Source organism: Arundinibacter roseus (genome assembly GCF_004348825.1).
Lineage (GTDB): Bacteria > Bacteroidota > Bacteroidia > Cytophagales > Spirosomataceae > Arundinibacter > Arundinibacter roseus.
The window spans coordinates 59,239-77,302 of record NZ_SMJU01000007.1 but is presented as its reverse complement, the minus strand read 5'-3'; the positions used below and the strand labels follow the sequence as shown (position 1 = coordinate 77,302).

At 48.5% G+C, this 18,064-nt stretch carries 11 protein-coding genes and 1 tRNA gene; 2 read left to right on the top strand and 10 right to left on the bottom strand.

Annotated elements, in window-relative coordinates; translation table 11 throughout:
* Positions 1-81: 81 nt before the first annotated feature.
* The gene (locus tag EZE20_RS12135) at positions 82-2,583 is read right to left on the bottom strand and encodes a M14 family zinc carboxypeptidase (protein WP_132117971.1); all 2,502 of its coding nucleotides are present in this window, start codon (positions 2,581-2,583) and stop codon (positions 82-84) included.
* Between the two features lie 268 nt (positions 2,584-2,851).
* On the opposite strand from EZE20_RS12135, the gene EZE20_RS12130 reads away from it, so the two are divergent.
* Positions 2,852-2,923: transfer RNA gene (locus EZE20_RS12130), tRNA-Glu, on the top strand.
* 155 nt (positions 2,924-3,078) lie between these two features.
* Positions 3,079-4,299 carry a site-specific integrase gene (locus tag EZE20_RS12125; RefSeq protein ID WP_132117969.1) on the top strand — a complete coding sequence of 407 codons (1,221 nt, stop codon included), beginning with the start codon at positions 3,079-3,081 and terminating at the stop codon, positions 4,297-4,299.
* A 139-nt stretch (positions 4,300-4,438) separates the two neighbouring features.
* Here the strand turns inward: EZE20_RS12125 and EZE20_RS12120 are convergent, their stop codons facing one another.
* The 9 genes from EZE20_RS12120 to EZE20_RS12080 form a co-directional block, all read right to left on the bottom strand.
* Positions 4,439-4,894, bottom strand: a complete 456-nt coding sequence (locus tag EZE20_RS12120; RefSeq protein WP_132117967.1) for a DUF5675 family protein — start codon at positions 4,892-4,894, stop codon at positions 4,439-4,441.
* 40 nt (positions 4,895-4,934) lie between these two features.
* A complete protein-coding gene (locus EZE20_RS12115; RefSeq protein WP_132117965.1) occupies positions 4,935-5,660 on the bottom strand; it encodes a hypothetical protein in 726 nt (241 codons plus the stop codon).
* 14 nt (positions 5,661-5,674) lie between these two features.
* Complete coding sequence (locus EZE20_RS12110) at positions 5,675-6,091, bottom strand: hypothetical protein (RefSeq protein ID WP_132117963.1); 417 nt, start codon at positions 6,089-6,091, stop codon at positions 5,675-5,677.
* On the bottom strand, positions 6,057-7,868 hold the full coding sequence (locus tag EZE20_RS12105; protein ID WP_132117961.1) for a hypothetical protein: 1,812 nt from the start codon (positions 7,866-7,868) through the stop codon (positions 6,057-6,059). The genes EZE20_RS12110 and EZE20_RS12105 overlap by 35 nt, the downstream gene beginning before the upstream one ends.
* A 72-nt stretch (positions 7,869-7,940) precedes the next feature.
* Positions 7,941-9,386, bottom strand: coding sequence for a hypothetical protein (locus tag EZE20_RS12100; RefSeq protein ID WP_132117959.1), 1,446 nt, complete (start codon positions 9,384-9,386; stop codon positions 7,941-7,943).
* Between the two features lie 5 nt (positions 9,387-9,391).
* Positions 9,392-14,410 carry a phage tail tape measure protein gene (locus EZE20_RS12095; protein WP_165933464.1) on the bottom strand — a complete coding sequence of 1,673 codons (5,019 nt, stop codon included), beginning with the start codon at positions 14,408-14,410 and terminating at the stop codon, positions 9,392-9,394.
* A 73-nt stretch (positions 14,411-14,483) separates the two neighbouring features.
* Positions 14,484-15,647 (bottom strand): HNH endonuclease family protein, encoded by a 1,164-nt coding sequence (locus tag EZE20_RS12090; RefSeq protein ID WP_132117955.1) that lies wholly within the window; start codon positions 15,645-15,647, stop codon positions 14,484-14,486.
* Complete coding sequence (locus tag EZE20_RS12085; protein ID WP_132117953.1) at positions 15,644-16,759, bottom strand: adenine-specific methyltransferase EcoRI family protein; 1,116 nt, start codon at positions 16,757-16,759, stop codon at positions 15,644-15,646. Before EZE20_RS12085 ends, EZE20_RS12090 begins: the two co-directional genes overlap by 4 nt.
* 113 nt (positions 16,760-16,872) lie before the next feature.
* Positions 16,873-18,012 carry an adenine-specific methyltransferase EcoRI family protein gene (locus EZE20_RS12080; RefSeq protein WP_132117951.1) on the bottom strand — a complete coding sequence of 380 codons (1,140 nt, stop codon included), beginning with the start codon at positions 18,010-18,012 and terminating at the stop codon, positions 16,873-16,875.
* Positions 18,013-18,064 lie beyond the last annotated feature (52 nt).

Below are 18,064 nucleotides of genomic sequence, written 5' to 3'. Positions count from 1 at the left end.
CAAAATTGCTGTATACAAAATAGGTTCGGCATTATGTGCCGAACCTATTTTGTGTATTATAATGATAGAAAAAATCTGATTTTACCGGAAAACGGCATTGCCAAAAATCACTTTTCCATTATACCAAAATCCCCGGAATAGCGGATTGTCGGCCATAAAAATGACCTGCCCACGCCCCATTTCCTGAACGCCGTAAATAAGCGTATTTTTCAATTTTTCCTTAGCGTTTTGGCCAACAAAACCTGCCCGATACCCATCTTTTTCAAGATAACCAACATTCCATCCGTCGGATAAATAGTCGAAATTGTAGGCACTACGAATCAATCCAAAATATTTGCCATTATAGCCAAAGGCCAACGGATGGGTAGAGTCAAGTTTTAATTCATAAATACTACCGGGTGTATCGTCGCTTGCGGCCTCGCGTTCACGGTTTCCAAACAAAGCGAATGGAGCTTCCTTGTCCTTCTTATCGTCCGATTTTTTACGTTTGAGTGCAAATTCAGGTTTATCAGCAAACGCATTCAGGGACTGTTCCATGGCAATTAATTTCCCACCCCCGCGAATCCACGTTTTCAATTGATTCATAGTGCCTTCGGACAAAATCCGACCGTAATTTCCTGTGGGCAGAATCAGTACATCGAGCTCATCCCAGGGCAAATAGCCCAGCATATCACCTTCCACCACCGTGAGTGGATAGTTGATCTGTTGCTCAAAGAAGTGCCAAACTTCTCCCAAAGCCAACGGAGAAACGCCATTTCCGCCCACCACAGCAACTTTCGGCGCTGTAAGAGGAACTACATCACCCGAACCAAAATCGGAGCCTTTGGTCACGAATCCTGTCACAGCAGGTGTGAGTTGGATTTGATATTTTGTTGCTGCTTCGGTCACAATCCGATCAAAATTTTGGTTCAACGCCTCATTTCCTTTTCGGGTGATTACCAGAGTGCCTGCTGCAAATGTTTTTCCATTCATTTCAAATGCTACATTGGACGTACGCAAGCGGATATTTTTGGCGAATAAATCGGTCAAAAAACGAAGGTCTGCCAGCGAATTCCAGTTGGCAACGTAGGCGTAAGGTGCCTGAGCTGGAATCGGATTGTCAACAACCGTTTCACGATAAGCAGCGGGAGTCATTTTATCTTTTAGTCCGTAAGCCGTTAAACCATACGCATAGGCCAATCCCCAGCTTGTGATGTCATACGTTACTGAGTCTTCAAGGTCAGGCTGAGCTTCAAAGAGAATTTTTAAAAGCGTAGATTTAGTTTGGAAGGCCGAAATCAAAAGATCATTTTCCTCAAACTTTACATTTTCCTCAGAAAGCGTTCCCAGATTAGTGGCTTTTGATGAAAAAGTCTTTCCAGCCAAACCGTATTGGATGCCTTGTTTTTTAAGCAAATCAATTAGGGCATGCACCCGTCCTTCGTTGCCGGAAGATTTCACCAAATAAGATTTGAAGGCGCCAATTGGGTCGTTTTGGGCTTTTACGTGATACTTTACAAACTCCTGAACTGTTTTGTCTGCCCGAGAAGAAATGGATTCCAGCGTAGACATGCTTGTCGCAAAGTGATGGTCAATTCGTGCGTAGAGCGTCAGTGTATCGTTTTCATTTTCGCGGGCAATTGCTGCTCCTGCTCGACCGCCGCCGCCTTGCTCGTAGGTCATGCCGATGGCGCCATTGTAGGTAGGCCAGGTATCGCCGTAGCTTGGATAAAACAAATCATAATTGTTTCTGGTAAAATAGAGCCAGCTGTTTTTGTCGAAGTACTTTCGGCTGTACTCACCCAAAATACCGTTAAATTCACGTTGCCAGGGGGTAATGTCTTTATGAAAGGGCTTCGACGCAGGCGGAAAATAATAGGAACTTGCGGAGCCCATTTCGTGAAAATCTGCGTGTAAGTGTGGCATCCACTGATTATAGAGCTGGATGCGCTCCTGCGATTCTTTCTGCAACTGCCAGGCCCAGTCTCTGTTCAGATCAAACAGGTAGTGATTAAACCGACCACCTGGCCAGGGTTCGTTGTGTTCCCAGGCCCAGGGCGTGGCATTCGGGGTGCTTTGAGCCATTACGCGTGTGTACCATTGCGTATAGCGCTCGCGGCCATCAGGATTGATGCAGGGATCAAGAATAACCACCGTGTTTTTCAGAATTTCCTGCGTCGTGGTGTTTTCCGTATTCAGTAATTCATACATCACCCGCATTACTGCTTCTGACGAAACCGCCTCGTTGCCGTGCACATTGTAGCTGAGCCAGGCCAAAGCAGGCACCTTGTCCGAAGGTGAGCCTTCCAGCAGCCCAATGCTCTTCAAATTATCCGTGCGGATGGTTTCCAGGCGGGCAAGATTTTCCGGGGACGCCACGACGGCTACCATCAAAGGACGTCCTTCATAGGTAGAGCCATAGGGGATAAGTTTAACCTTCGAAGGATTTTTCTCAGCCAGCGTTTTTACATAATCGAGAATAGTGGCATGAAAAGTGAAGCGACTGCCGAGCGGATAACCCAGGAAGGAATCCGGTGTTGGGTTTTGGGCAAAACCAGGTGTTGACAGGCACGCACAAAAAAAGTAAAATAAGATTTTTTTCATTTCTGCGGTTTTCGTGGTTGAGGTGAAGCTGTTTTAAAATACCAAAATAAGATGTTTTGGTTGGAATTGACAGAGGGAAAAATAAAAAACAAAAATTGTAGAAAACCAAGTTGTTGAAAATGAGATGATTTGAAAATATTTACATTTTTTTTTCAGGAAGGTGTTGCAAATTAAAATTCAACCCTGCATATTTGCACCACGTTTTCAGGGAATGGAAACGGAAAAGAAAGAAAAGTGTTCTCAATACACGAAAAAAAAGGGACCAGTCGGCCCATTCGTCTAGCGGTTAGGACACGACCCTTTCACGGTTGAAACAGGGGTTCGATTCCCCTATGGGTCACTTTGTGACTAGACATCACGAGTGAAAAACACAAAAAGCCATCTGGAACACGTTTCTAGGTGGTTTTTGTGTTTTTGGCATGTTCATCTATATTCATGTATATTCAAAAAAGTTTCATGAAAAGTTTCATGTTTTTTTGACTCTAAACCCAGCCTATGAATATTACCTTCCACTTCGAGCTGAACAGCTATGTCCGGAAGGATGGCACAAAAAATGTCATGCTCCGGATCACACAAAACAAAAAACTCAAACGCGAATCAACGGGAATAAGCGTTTTAGAACGCGACTGGAATCCGGAAAAAGAGGAAGTCAGGCGAACCGATAAACAGGCTGCGCAGAAAAATTCAGTGCTCAAAGCTAAGAAATTGGAGTTTGAGCAGGCATATATGAAAACAACGATTGCAGGCCGTATTTCGACACCACACGAACTCCTCAAAAAGGTTAAGAAACAGATCCTGGGCGACAGCTTCTTTAACTTTGCGTACGCCCATATTGCCGAGCTTGACAGCGCTGCGTCCAGAGCAGGGCAAACCTCAGTTATCAAGAAGCTAAAAGATTACCTAAAACAGGAAGATCTACGTTTTGGCGAAATCGACCACGTTTTCTTGAACCGGTACCGCCAACATCTTGTGAAACTTGGCAATGGTGCCAATACGATTCAATCCAATTTTTCCAAACTGCGGGGTATATATAATGAAGCGGTTGAGTCCGGACAGTTTCAGCCTGAATCAGGTAATCCATTTGACATGATCCGGCTCAAAAAGCAGCGGTCCAGCCGGGTTAAGCTCAGCAAAGAGGAGATTGAAATTCTCTACAAACACGAGGTACGGGAAGGGATTAATGCCTTTCACGCCAAAAACATATTTCTTTTCTCCTTCTATATGCAGGGAGTTCGTTTCGCGGACGTAATACAAATTACCTGGGCGCAGATCAGCAATGACCGTTTCTTCTATGTTGCGCGCAAAACGGGTAAGGGTAGGAGTATTCTTCTGCACAAACGAGCTGCTGAAATTTTGGATTATTACCGGATTCCAGGACAAAAACCCACCGACTATGTTTTCCCTTTATTGAAAGGAAAGACGCCAGATCGGTACACCCAGGACGAATGGTTTAAGATCACATCGAGGCTGAATTCCATTGTTACGAAAAACCTAAAAAAAATCGCAACGAATGCAGGCTTAAAACCTTTTTCCATGCACGTGGCCAGGCATAGTTTTGCTGAAATCGCCCGGCAAGAATCGCGCGATGTTTATGCCGTGAGCGAAGCACTCGACCATTCGAGCGTAAGCGTTACGGAAAATTATTTTGCAGCTGCTGAGCGAGCCGAAAATGATGCGTTCGCAAAACTTGTATACGGTACGGATGAAGAAAAATAGCCTAAAAAAAACTGAGGGACACGCATGTCCCTCAGTTTGTGTGTGTAGTCCTATAAGGTACGATTAAAGCCGCTTAAAACGCATCGCGTAATTTCAATTCCATAGGGTACGATTGCCTGAAACAAATGTAGTCTATTTTTCAGTACGCAGCTACTACCTCCCACCAAACATCTTCCCCGGCTTTAATCGCTTTAACGATCGCGTCCAGTACCGGATCAAAACACAGTTTACTGCGGACGACCATAAATTCACCCTTGCTGTCCTTCCGCCAGCTGAGCCCAGGGATCGGACAGCCTTCGGTGTCGTGGATCCAGTTGCCGGGGTGCAGCATGATGTACTGAAAGCCGGGCACGTCCATGATCCAGGGTAGTACGCGCCGAAATTTGGGCGAATAGCGCAGCTGCACCTTATATAGACCGGTCGGGATTGCCGTGTGCGAGTGGACTTTTGTCGCCAGTAAATTGCCCAAAGGCATGTCGGCCGTCAAATCTCGGTCGGTGTCTTCGACAATGAAACCTTGTTTGATGCCATCTAAAAAAAATTCCGAAAGGGTGCTGTTTGGCCCCTTCCGGATACGGTTATGAACAATTTTCATACGCTTTTTGGAAATTTTAGTACGCTTTTTGGAATTTTGCTCAGGCTTCCGGCTTTTTGGTGCCAGCCGGTAGGTAGGCTTTTAGGTAGTCCCAGCCCAGCAGCAGAATCGTTTTCTTGCCGATTGCGGCATAATTCTCCTGCACCGACCAGTACTCAGCGGCCATCATGGCCACTAGGGCCGCATACTCGAAGGCGTGAAAAACGGTCACTTCTACATTCTGTACCTGAAAATGCGCGAGCCCGTGCAGGGCGCCAAGGGTAGTGATGTAGTAGCCAATCTTGCTGAAAGTCTTATCCTTGAAGACCTTAGCACTCGGAGCCGGATTTTTAGCAGGGTCCAGCTCATGTAGAAACCGCACCTTCTTAATGCCCGAATAGCCGTCGTAGGCAATCATCAGTACCAGGTAGATCAGGTATTTGAAGTCCGAGAAAATATAGATTTCGACGAACTCAATCATCCAGCCACCCAGCCCGATCAGGAGCGCGAGGGTGGTGGTCCAAGGATTTTCTACGAGGAAAATGCAGTAGTGCTTTCCTGCCAGAAAAATGTTTTCAAAGTAATTTCTCATGTCAGCATTAATGTTAGAGCGGTACCAGGAAGCCAAGCACGAACCCTTCGAGTCGGCCAAGCCAGCGTGCTTTTTTTCGTTTTTTTCTTTCGGCTGCAAGGGCAGTATCATGCCGCTGCGCTTCGACGTATCGTTGTAGGCGTTCGAGTCGAAGACTATTTCGGAGCGCCGTATTTTCTTCGCTAAGGTGTTCATAGGCAAATTGTAGCTTACGGTGAATCGGTTTCAGGCTTTGGTACAACAGGAGGCTGTCGAGCAGCGCGGCTTCGTAGGCTGTCGAGAACGTCTTGCTGTACGGCTGCGCGCAGGCTGTCCCGCTCACGAGCCACAGAAGGATCAGCCCCCCAAATGCGCTCAGCCAGGCTGTCGCGCCGGGCCGTCGCTTTCGTATATTCTGCATAGTAGTAGGTAGCTTTTTCATGTGCAATACGTGCGTTTTCTGCTTCAATCAACAGGCTGTCGGCGGTGGTAGTAGGGGTAGCGGGGCTTGGTTTCAGTAGGTGAATGAGTATCGCCCCTAGGAGTGCCGTTAAGGCAAAAGCCCCAAAAAAAAGCCCGGACCAATCGAAACTTCTTGAAGTTTTACTCATATCAGTTCCGGCCCGATGCTCCCCAAAACTCATCATCGACAGGTTTCAGAAAGTTGTTGCCTGTCCAGTGCGGGGCAAATATCTCCTGTCCTTGCCAGTAGGCGGGGGTGATGGAGACCTCCGTCACCGGTCGATTGGGCCGAACATAGGGCTTGCCGATGTACTTTTCAGACAAGTAGCGCAAGTGCGGCTCCATGCCCCGTATTTCTGCCGGACAGTACGACATACTCAGGTGAATCACCTGTACGCCATTCGAGTAGCTCTTCTCAAACTCACGCTCCAACTGTCCCAAATTTATACCGGTGCAATACCCATCACTCGACAGATCGAAGGGGTCATACTCGTTCATGCTTATCTTTCCCATGCCAAGATTCACCGCATTCACGAGCAGCTTTCGGCTATTGTCCCAGCGGTCGTTCCCGTCCGTGCCAAACATTCCATCGGCAGTCCTGGCCTGACTAGCAAAATTTGCGTGCAGGTACCAGGCGTTTTGGGGTGATCCGGCGTCTGGATAGGAATACACAGACAGCACTTTCCCTCCGGAACCATCTTTAACTGCCCTGGTGAAATTATCGAAATAGCGGGTGAGCGTGAGTGAAATGAAACGGGCGAAATCCTTCCCCGCCTCATTGCCCATTTCCAGACCAGCTCCACCGTCCCATTCTGAAATAATGGGACGCTCGTAGGGTCGGTTTTTGGCTTGCCGAAATGCCCGGAAACCGTCTTGAAAAACAGGCTCAAAGCCCGTAATTTCTTTTGGTCCACCCAAGCCCTCGCCGATCACCGGGTTTGTAAATTCTTCGGCAGTAGCCGTGCCTATGCTTAGGTAATAGGCTCCTTCGTAGGTGTTCAACTCTCGCGATAGCTCCTGGACTGCGTTATAGATTTTGGCGTTCACGACATCCGATGCCAGCGAACCCATTCGGGTGTTCCCATCGAACTGATGCTGCTTGCCCCGGTGCCCGGTTACGTAGTGACCTTCCGGAATAAAATTGTCGCCTTGTTTGCGCCACGGCCAAAACAACACCGAGAGCTTCAATCCTCGCTCTCGGCAGTAGACAATTATTTTTTGCAGCCCTTGCCTGGTGAAGTTATCCGGCGTTGGTTCCCACTCGTTCCAGCGGATGTTTAGCCGAATGCCGGTAATGCCATAGCCCCATTCGTATCGAAAAGCTTCAATTCGCTCGGGCCAGTCGTGATGCAGACCATTAGGCGCGGTGGGTTCGTAGCCGAAACCGGTCAGGTTCATGAATAGCTCGTAATTGCCCTTCGATTGTTGGTTGGGAGTTAAAACCGGGGCAGGCGTCACCGCCCCGGTTTCTTTAATCGGTATCGTGAATTCCCTGCTCGACATGCCCTGACACGTACTTCCAAACAGCCTGAGTGTGTAGGAGCCGGGCGGTAAGGCGTCGAAAGTTAGGGGTAGGGTGTTGGATTTTGGCTCGATGGTACCAGACCGCTGCACAGTGGATCCACTAAGGATCTGGAACGTAATGCCGAACACATTTTGGCCGTGAAAGACTGCGCTAAGGCTGGAAGTCGTGATATTGGTTATAGTACGTATTTCCGGTCCCGCATCGCAGGGTTTCAGGATCGGTACCTGGTCAACAACTACCGGAGGAGTAACGACGATCGGCGGGGTAGTTACGGGAATATTCCCGATACTCGTACGGTTGGCTTTAACGACCGAATCCACATAGGCTTCCGTCGCCACCTTGCCCGATCGGGGAAAGGTGATGGTACTTTGCGCCAGTCCGGGCGGCTCAAAAAGTAGGGTGAGAAACCCTATCAACAGGAAAAGAAATTGTTTCATGGCTACTAGATTTTTTTGAATTTGTTCGGTTCAAAAATCGCTAGTAGCCAGGCTTTTCAGTAGGACGATATTTTAACGGCGCCAGACATCAAGCGTGCTGTATCCCGACAGCGGGAGCCTGGCCTTAATGGCCGAAATGAAGTAGTCGAGCCCGCGTACGTGCACGGCCACTTCCTGCCCTGCGGTGCGGTGAAAGTCGAGCCGGGCCAGTTGGTTGGCCGTAAGCGCTACCAGCAGCGTGACGGGGAATGTCCGGAGGCGAAATTCCTCGTAGCGTTTCCAATACTTTTCGCGCAGATTGTTGGGGCCCGCAAAGCTCAGGCTTGTGCTGCCGTAGCTGCTACTTGCCCTGGGCACATTGTCTATCATGCCTTCCCAAAACAATAGGCGTGGCCGAAACTTCTTATCCATTTGGGCCGTCAGCGGCGTGATGCCCAGCTGCTCCGCTTTGGGTAGGCCAGTAGCGCCGTCCATTACGAGTGTAGAAAACTTTCCCTTTAATGGGAAAAGGGTAGCGGTCGAGTATCCGGGAGCGGTGTATTTGGCCACGGCAGCCGGTATGGTTTTCATCAAACCGTCGTCCGTGTCGAGTTCCCAATCCAGTTCCAGTCGGCGGTTATTCAGATTGCCGGGGTAGATGCTCGGTTGGGTGGCCGTTGTTAGGTTTAGCCTGGTAGGAGTGGCCAGCTTGTTTTCGGTATAGTCGAGCGTAACGGTGCGCTTGTGTACATCGAAAAAAGCGGATAGCCCAAACGGCGGCAGCGTGAGCGATAGCAGGAGCGTGCGCGGCGTGAGCTCGGCGGGCAGGTGGTTGCGATAGTCCAGGACGGTAGCTCCTTCCAGGGCAAAGGTGTTGTAGATCAATAGGCGCTGCGCGTCGGGATCGTCCATGAATTGCCCACGAAGTGAGAAACCGCATAGCTCACCCAGCTTGCGAAGTACCCAATGGAGGTTCAGCATGGGTACTTTCGGCGAACCGGCCACATAACCGGTACCTGCCAGATATTCGTTTACTTTTCCAGAAAAACCGGCCACGACGTTGGTGCCGTAGAACTGCGCGTTCAGGATCGTGGGCAAGGTATAGACCGTTTGGCCGGCCACGATTTTCTCCGGAGAAATATCCTTGTGATCAGCTGGCAGAGCTTCGGTACCAAAGTCGATGTCAGTAAGGGGTACATCACGCAAATCGCCAAAGAAATCGCCCAGGTTGCTGCCAAAGGTGATTTCGTAGCCGGTAGCCTTTACGCTTTCCAGAAATACCACGCCTTGCTCGATCATGTCGCCATCGGCATATTGCTGTGCCGAATATTTTCGCGGTTCCCAGAGTGCCTGCGGATCCGCAGCATATTGAAAAATGCGGTTGTTGGTTGGCGAGAAAGGCACCGTGAACCGGTACACCTTCGAGCCCGTAATGCTGCCAAACTCGAACATGGGATTGTAGCGTTCGAGCGTAAAGGCCATGCCCGGCGAGAGATCCAGTGACCTGCCGTCGAGCTTGATTTCAATTCGTTTTTTCATTCTGCTTATAAGTTATTTTTTCCACCCATCGACGCTGCGTCTGCTGCCCGGTTGCCCGCAGCTGCCGCTTGCCAACCTGCCTGCGCGGCAGACTCGGAACCATTTGCTGCACGGTTGGTAGCGTTGATCAGCTGATCAATTTTCCCGGCCATGTCTTTGGTGGTATTGTTGAGAGCCGTAATAGCCTGAACGGTCAGATGGGTATTTTTGGCAATACTGTCCATCATCGACTGACTTTTCTGGATCTGGGCATTGGTAACACCATCAATGCTTGCTCCCTCCGATCCGTCCGGGTAGTCGTTGCCATTGTAGCCGCTTTCATCGTAGCTACCCTCGCCAAAATCAAGGTTGGTGTCGTACTCACCGCCATAGTCACCACCATAATCACCACCATCGCTACCCCCCATATCGCTGTAATCGTAGTTCATGTAGGATTCGAGTTCAGCTTTGGCGGCCTGGTCGGCGTCGTACTGCTCCTGCATTTTTTTGTCGTATGCCTTTCGTTTTTTGGAGCCAAAAAGGTACATCTGCCCGGCCTGAATAGGTTCGATAAAGTCCTGATAGTCGCCCATCATCGTGCCATTTTCGGCAAAGACCGGGGCACCATTGCGGTGCAGGGAACTGTACAAGAGCTTGTCAATCACCTTGCCGTTGTTCTTGTACGTGTTTCGGCTCAGGATCATGATCGGCTCACCACCTTCCATTTCTCCCTTTTCTTCACCGGTTTCCCGATCAACGAGCGCAATACCCGACCGCCCATAGGAGCTGCCATGCCGTGGACCGTCAGGCACACCGGCATTCTGGATTTTTCCACCCTGGGCAAAGCTCGGCGGTTGTTGCCGCTTGATCATCCCGATTTGGATAGCAGCTGCTGCCGCTGCACCGGCCACGCCCACAAGACCGAGTGGCCAGCCCATAGTAGCCAACGATTTTAGGGCAGCGGCGGCGGCGTTCACGATAGCCATCGCAATTTGCCCAGCCTGGTCGCGCTTCCACGCTTTCATCTTCAAATCTTTTTCCTTGGCATCGGCCTGTTGGTTGATGCCTTCCACACCCGACTCGTAGGTGGCCTTATCAATCAAGCCCTTTTGATACTGCTGTTGGAGCTTTTTGATTTTATCGTCCCGCTCCTTATTGTTCCGGTTGATCTGCGAAGTAAGGTAGGCTTCATTAAGCCCCATCATTATTTCTAGGGAGCCTTTCACGATATTCAGGATTTCCTGCGCCTTGCCGGTCCAGTTTTGAAGGCGCTCGTCATTCATCGCCTTTTCGTTTTTCAGCTTCTGGGTCACGTAGTTGCTGAAAAGATCGAAATCACCTTTCAACAAGCTCTTGATCGCATCGAAAAAGCTGTTCTGATTTTCTAGACGTTCGGCAGTAGCCTTGCGCATGGCGTCGGTGGTGCGGGCCAGGTGGGCGTTGTTGGCGGCTTCGGTGTCGGTGATCAGCTTGGCGTCAATCTGCCGGATAGTCGCATCAAGGTTGTTTTTGATCTCGCGTTTTTTGGCATCGTCGTCACCGGCGAGAGCCATCAGCTGGGCACTCGTTTCGCGGGCTCGTTGGCGTTCGAGTTCGGCGGTACGCTCAATGCGCTCGATCTCCATTTGGTGTTCGAGGGCAATGAGGTCCAATTTTAGTTTCTGGCGCTGATTGGTAGTAAGGGTTTCGTCTTTCAAAGCCTGTTCCAATACGGCCTTGGTAGCTGCTTTCGACTCGGCGTTGTATTTTTCGTTCGCGGCGTTTTTGTCGGCCAGAAGCTTGGCGTCAATCTGCCGGGTGGTGGCATCCAGATCCGCAGCAATTTGCCGTTTTTTTACATCGTCATCACCCGCCATTTTCATCAGTTGCAGGCTGGTAGCAATGGCCGTATCCCGTTCATTTTTGGCCGTTAGCTCAATTCGATTAATCTCGTTCGTCCGGACGAGTTCAATCAAATCAAGTTTCAACTTCTGCTTTTGGGCGGTCGTCAGCGTTTCATTTTCAAGAGCGTGCTTCAAGACTTTCTCGGTCGAAGCCATCGACTCGGCGTTGTACTTTTCGTTCGCAAGGTTTTTGTCGGCCAACAATTTGGCGTCAATGCTGCGGGTAGTAGCATCGAGATCGGCGGCAATCTGCCGTTTTTTTACATCGTCATCGCCCGCAAGCTTCATCAGCTGCGTGCTCGTTTCGATGGCCTTTGCCCGCTCCTTGGCGGCGGTCTGATCAATGCGGTCGAACGTATGCTGCCTTTCGAGTTCGATCAGGTCCAGTTTTAGCTTCTGCCGATCAAGTATTGTTAATTTTTCGTTGGTCAGGGCATATTCCAGCACGGCCTTCGTAGTGGCATATTCGCGCGTGAGCCGCTCGGTGCGCAGCTGCTCTTCGAGCTTCGCCATTTCGGTCAGCTTCTTCTGCTCTTCGAGTGCCTTTTTGGTGCGGGCATCTTCTTCAAGCTTTTCTGTATCGGCCTTGAACTTTGCGCGCAGGGCAATTTCGTAGTTTACTTTCGTGAGGTCGTCGGCCTTGGATTTGGCATTGGCCGCCAGCTTTTCGTTTAGTTCGAAAGCCAACTGGGCTTTTTTGCGCGCGGTTTCGTCGGTAATGGCGGCAATAAGCATCTGCTCAATGGCCTTGTTGGCGGTAGCGTTGGCAGCGGTCTTTTCGGCAGCTGCTTTCTCGGCAGCGGCTTTGGCCCGGGCGATGTCTTCCGCACGCATTTTGGCATTGTCTGCCGCCTTGGAGTTGATCGCTTTCAGGTTTTCGCCGGTCTGCGTTTTAGATTCATCTTCGGCAGCTTTCTTCACCCTGGCGGCGTCTTCGGCGTGTTTTTGCGTGTTGAGAGTGGTCTGCTTTTTCTGTCCTTCGACCTGCTCCGACACAAACGCATCCTGAAAGGACTTGGAAATTTTCTTTCCTGCATCGCTAAAAACCTTGCCCGCTTCGATGAAGCCGTCAGGCGTGATGGATTTCAGAAAGCTCGTAACTTTGGAAACGTTCGTCTGGATCCAGTCGAAAAAGTTATTGATGGATTGCTTCACGATGCCAAACCCGCCCGTGATGAAATCGAAGGCCGGTTGCATGGCCTGGCCAATGGATTGCCCTACGCTGGAAACTCGTGTGTACAATCCGCCGAAAAATTCGGTTGCTGCTACGACTTTTTCACCGACCCATCCCAACAATTCGATTAGTCCATTGAAAACGAGTTTCCCAATTTCACCAACGAGCGTAAAGCCTGCCGACACAAACGGCAGCTTGTCGAGCAATTCGCTGAATCCTTTGCCTACTGCCTGAGCAACATCCACAATGACCTGAATCCCGGTTTTGAGCGCTTCCCATACGCCGGTAATTACACCACGAACGGTTTCCGAGTTATTGTATAGGGTAATAAAACCACCAACCAGTAAGGCTACGGCGGCCACCACTGCGCCGATCGGGTTGGCGCTCATGGCGGTATTCAATGCCCATTGCGCCACAGTGCCCGCTTCGGTCCAGATCAACCGGCCTTTTTCGGCGGCTGCGAGGGCGATCGTCGATGCGGCTGCTGCTATGTTGGCGGTATTGAGCGATACCAGGGCAACGCCCAGGGCAATGAAGGCAGCCCGGTTTTCGGAAATGAATTCAGGAATGGCAATAAGCGCCTTCCCGAATGCCACCACGGCCTGAATCACGGCTTCCAGTGCCGGAATTCCTGTTTCCAGCATGGTATCGTAAAACAGATTCAGGGCAGGAGCAAGGATCTCGCCTAGTTTCAAGGCGCTGTTTCCGAAAGCTACGTCCAGTTGCTTTTGCTTAAATTCAAGCGTTTCGTTGTTGACAGCGGCCATTTTGTAGGCGGCGTCAGTACCGGTGAGCGCTTCGGTAAATTCTACGACCTGCCCCCGGTGCGTCATCAGGTGTTGAGCGGCCACCACGTTTTCGGTGCCGAACATCTTTGCCAGCTCGGCGGTAGTTAAGTTTTGGGCAGCCAGGTTATCCAGCGATTTTTCCAAACCCACCACCTGGGGGTTCAGGTCCTCGGTCGATGACATCAATTTGATAAGCATGTTCCGGAACATGGTACCGGCCTGCTCTCCTTTAATGTTTATGGTCGAGAGCGATTGCAGGGCACCGTTTGTTTCCTCGAAAGAGACATTCGCCGCATTGGCTACGGTACCGGAGGCTTTAAGCGCTCCGGTCATATCGACAATTTCGGCAGAACCAACCTGCGCACCTGCGGCGATGGCATTGATGAATCGACCGGCATCCGAGGCCGGCGCGTTGAATTGGTTGAGTGCTCCGGCCATCAGTTCCGTAGCCGGCGCGAGCTCGATCTTACCGGCCTGACTCAGGATAATGGCTTCTTTAGTGACAGCTGCCAGCGCTTCGGCGTTTTCGGTCAGGTCCGATTTTGCGGAGCCCATCATCTGGTACGCGGCCAACATTTCGTCGGCGGTTTTGCCTACCTCCGGGCCCAACTCTTTGGCCTTGGTTTTCAGGAGTTCAAGTTCCGAGCCGATTATATTCGTATTGGCAGAAAGTTCTTTGGCGGCAGCGTCGTACTTCGTGAAATTCTCGACGGCTTCACCCACAAACCGCATGATCATTTGGCCGGCTTCGTAAATAGCAGTTACCACGAACGCCCCAATGATCCACTCCTTAATCCGGCCCCAGGTGCCCTGGGTTTTCTCGCCTTCTTCGGCCACGGCCCGGACGTCACTTCTAACCGATGCGAGTCGGGTATTGACCTGTTGGAGCTCCTCGGTTTTTTTGATGTAGTCGTCGGTACCTGGCGTAAGGTCCTTAATTTCCTTGCCCAGCTGTCGGGCATAGCCTTCCAATTGTCGGACGGTCATGCCTGCCTGACCCATCGTCTCCCGGACCTGCTTGATTTCTTCTTCGAGAGCCTTAATGTCTTGTTTCGATTCAGCCCATTCTTTGGTACCACGGGTTAGCTCCTTTTGGGCTTCCTTGGTTTCGTAGAGCTTCTTTTCGAGTTCACCGAGTGCGTTCAGGGCGGGTTTCCCGTTTATGTCGAGATTCCAGACCGAGTTTTCAACTTGTTGCATCTTATACAGAAAAAGGTACGCTACTAAGTTGCAGCGTACCTTTTGTATGGAGTAGGACGAGAAAAATGGTGGCTTATCTGTTGCCTTTTGCCCGGTTATGAGTTTTACACAGCATTTCACAGTTTTTTGCATCAGTAGAACCACCTTTGCTCCATGCGGTCACGTGGTCGGCATCCATATCGCCCAAGCTCCAAATCTTGGTCTTGTTGGCATCATGGCCAATGGCGCAAAGGGGGCAGTTGGAAACGCCATTCTTTTCAGCTTTGGCTTTCTGCTGAGCGTAGACAGCTTTTTTTGTCGAATCTTCAAAGATTCGAATGTCAAGTAATTTTGCATCAATCGAGCCACCAAGGATATATTCAAAAACTCCTTTACGGCTTTTGACCGATGGATCTCCATAAAGCTTTTTTACTTCGGCAGAAACCTTTTTGGGGTCATAGGCTTTTTTGTGGTAGGTTTCGTATAACCGGCCCCACTCCAACCCGCACATTTCCCGTTCTACGTCAATAAATAATGTGGAAGCCCAATCAATTACACTGTTGAAATAATTTTTCAACTCCCTGATATCATTGTCAAAGCGATGACGACTCATGTAATCTACAATATTGCCTTTGCTTACCCAGTTAAGAGCACATTCCAGATAGTCTTGCCGATTGACAGTGCCCTTGATGTAGGCCGCACGTTTTTGGTTCATGGCGTTTTGTGAATTACTGAACTCCTCTTTGCAAAGTGTCACAAAGGGGCCAGAAAAAACCGCGTTGTTCAGCTCCTGTTCGTTCAGCGGAACGCCAGCAATGTTGATGGTGCGAAACCATTCCTTTATCTCAAATTCTTCTCCTTCACACTCGTAGATTAGTAGTTTGGCGTCAAGTATCTTCTGGCGCTTCTCGGCGGCGATACTGCTAAAATACTGCTCCATGCCGTGTTCATCCTTTACCGCAAATTTATTGGTAACATACCGGCCGATACTGGTAATACGCTGTTGCCCATCGAGTACTTCAAGATTTTCATCATCAATTTTGTTGAAGTAGATCAACCCCAAAGGGTAGCCTTTGAGAATGGATTGGATCACGGCTACATCCCTTTTGCCATCAGCATAGATGTAGTTGCGCTGGTATTCGGGCTGGATGGTGAGCTTGCCGGATAGTCCAAAAAGGCCCTTGCCTTCCAATTCGTTGTAGACAAAGCCTTCGCAGATTTCTTTAACAGTGATATCAGTTTTGAGGGTGGTTTTCATTTATTTGCAATTTTATGTCTAATGAAGATCCTGTCATAAGTCCTTCTACCATTGACGATGGAGCATCCCCCTCTATCATCCGGGTGAACAATATACCCGAGTTGTTGTAAAACTTTTTTTGGAGCTGACGCTCGGGTGTTACCACTTGCTTGCCAAACTATTTCAAATTGTTCAGGAGAATATTTATCCAGAAAACTAATTGGAACTCCCATTAAACCAGTGTAATCACTTGGTATGGCGTCAGTAAATGGAACTTCAATAGCATCATAATTCTCGTAACGCTCATAGACATCGCTACTATTTTTAACCTTCTTATTAAATCTCAGGTTATCCGCTAATGTCATTAACTGCATAGGCTGATGGCGCCTGCCATGATCAAGGTTAGTGAACCAACAAACATTTCTGAATTTTACTAATCCGGTTTCTTGATTATAAACGCCCTCACCGTATTCTTCTGCAAATGGTGTGGAAAAGAAAGCATTACCCGCTTGAAACCCGTTTCCAAGCCACATTTTATTCTCCATTATTAGCGGAAATACCTCTTTGTACTTAATGGCATTCATATTCCCAATAATTACGAATTGTTTATCACCTTCTACAATCCAGGATAAAAAATCTCGAAATAGAGAGAAAGGTGGATTGGTAATGATAAAATCGGCTTCATCGCGCAGTTTTTTGACCTCCTTACTATTGAAATCGCCGTCGCCTTTCAAATACTGCCATTCCAGATCATTCACATCAATTTTTCCATCACCCAATAGATCATGAGTAAGAGAAAAAATCTTACCATTTTTGGTAGTCTTGCTTTTGTCAAATTGCGGAGCGCTTTCTTCGAACATGGTAACCTGATAGCCTGTTTTGTAATGCTTGCTTTCAACGGCGTAGCTGGTACTGATGAGTTTCTTTAAGCCAATACTCTCGAAGTTTTGGGCAAAGAACTTGGTGAAGTTGCTCCATTCGGGGTCGTCGCAAGGCAGTAGGATGGTTTTGCCACGGAAGACATCAGGGTCGAAATCAAGATAGGCGTTGATTTCTTTTTCGATGTCGTGGTATTGTGTGTAGAACTCGTCGTTTTTTGCATTTTTTGCTTTGCTTAAATTGATGTTAGCCATGGTCTGGTGAACTCGAAAATTTTAAGATTAATGCTACTATTACAGATGAACTGCAATATAGGCATGATCGTGAATTAAATATGGTGATATCGGTTTTGAGGGTGGTTTTCATTTTATTCTGTTAACTTTTTACTCTTGATTAAAAGGCGTGCGTATACAGGTACAATTTCATCGTTAGTTTTTATGGTAGCCCGTCTGTTTAAATCACTAAATTTTGAGCTATCCTTACGAGTATAAATCTTAGTTCTAAAAGCATTGTCAGCTTCTCTATCTGTAATTCCTACAATTTCAAACTGCTCAGGGGAATATTTATCCAGGAAACTTATCGGCACACCCATTACTCCATCAAAGTCATTTGGAATAGCGTCTGTAAAGGGTACATCAATAGCATCGTAGTTGTCGTACTGATCATACTTTTCTTTTCCCTTTAACTTCTTGTTAAACCTCAGGTTATCTGCCATGGTCATTAGTTGCAACGGCTGGTGACGCCTGCCGTGATCAATTGTTGTAAACCAGCAGGAATTTCCAAGTCTTGTATAATCACCTACATAGCCCAAGCGAGCAGCCTTTTGTTTATCCTTCTCATCAACCTCTGTCCCTTTTGGAACTGCAAAAACCATATCATTACCATTACCGGTTGCACCAAGCCACATCTTATTCTTTTTAATCAGCGGAAAGACTTCCTTGTAGGTAATGGCATTCATATTGCCGATAATCACAAACTGCTTTCCAGCCCTAACAATCCAGGATAAAAAATCGCGAAAGAGAGAAAAGGGAGGATTGGTAATGATGATATCGGCTTCATCGCGGAGTTTCTTAACCTCCTCACTATTGAAATCGCCGTCGCCATCCAGGTATTGCCATACCAGATCATTTACATCCACTTTACTATCACCTGATTGGTCACGGGTAAGGGTGAATATCTTTCCGTTTTTTGTGGCTTTGGTTTTGTCGTATTGAGGGGCGTTTTGCTCAAACATCGTGATTTGATACCCTGTTTTGTAATGCCTGCTTTCAACGGCGTAGCTGGTACTGATGAGTTTCTTTATGCCAAAGCGCTCGAAGTTTTGGGCAAAGAACTTGGTGAAGTTGCTCCATTCCGGATCGTCGCAGGGCAGTAGGATGGTTTTGCCACGAAAGACATCGGGGTCGAAATCAAGATAGGCGTTGATTTCTTTTTCGATGTCGTGGTATTGTGTGTAGAACTCGTCGTTTTTTGCATTTTTTGCTTTGCTTAAATTGATGTTAGCCATGGTCTGGTGAACTCGAAAATTTTAAGATTAATGCTACTATTACAGATGAACT

Bases quoted from the DNA above. Each gene is read 5' to 3' on its own strand.
- EZE20_RS12135 (WP_132117971.1), bottom strand. From the start codon at position 2,583: ATGAAAAAAATCTTATTTTACTTTTTTTGTGCGTGCCTGTCAACACCT.
- EZE20_RS12125 (WP_132117969.1), top strand. From the start codon at position 3,079: ATGAATATTACCTTCCACTTCGAGCTGAACAGCTATGTCCGGAAGGAT.
- EZE20_RS12120 (WP_132117967.1), bottom strand. From the start codon at position 4,894: ATGAAAATTGTTCATAACCGTATCCGGAAGGGGCCAAACAGCACCCTT.
- EZE20_RS12115 (WP_132117965.1), bottom strand. From the start codon at position 5,660: ATGAACACCTTAGCGAAGAAAATACGGCGCTCCGAAATAGTCTTCGAC.
- EZE20_RS12110 (WP_132117963.1), bottom strand. From the start codon at position 6,091: ATGATGAGTTTTGGGGAGCATCGGGCCGGAACTGATATGAGTAAAACT.
- EZE20_RS12105 (WP_132117961.1), bottom strand. From the start codon at position 7,868: ATGAAACAATTTCTTTTCCTGTTGATAGGGTTTCTCACCCTACTTTTT.
- EZE20_RS12100 (WP_132117959.1), bottom strand. From the start codon at position 9,386: ATGAAAAAACGAATTGAAATCAAGCTCGACGGCAGGTCACTGGATCTC.
- EZE20_RS12095 (WP_165933464.1), bottom strand. From the start codon at position 14,410: ATGCAACAAGTTGAAAACTCGGTCTGGAATCTCGACATAAACGGGAAA.
- EZE20_RS12090 (WP_132117955.1), bottom strand. From the start codon at position 15,647: ATGAAAACCACCCTCAAAACTGATATCACTGTTAAAGAAATCTGCGAA.
- EZE20_RS12085 (WP_132117953.1), bottom strand. From the start codon at position 16,759: ATGGCTAACATCAATTTAAGCAAAGCAAAAAATGCAAAAAACGACGAG.
- EZE20_RS12080 (WP_132117951.1), bottom strand. From the start codon at position 18,012: ATGGCTAACATCAATTTAAGCAAAGCAAAAAATGCAAAAAACGACGAG.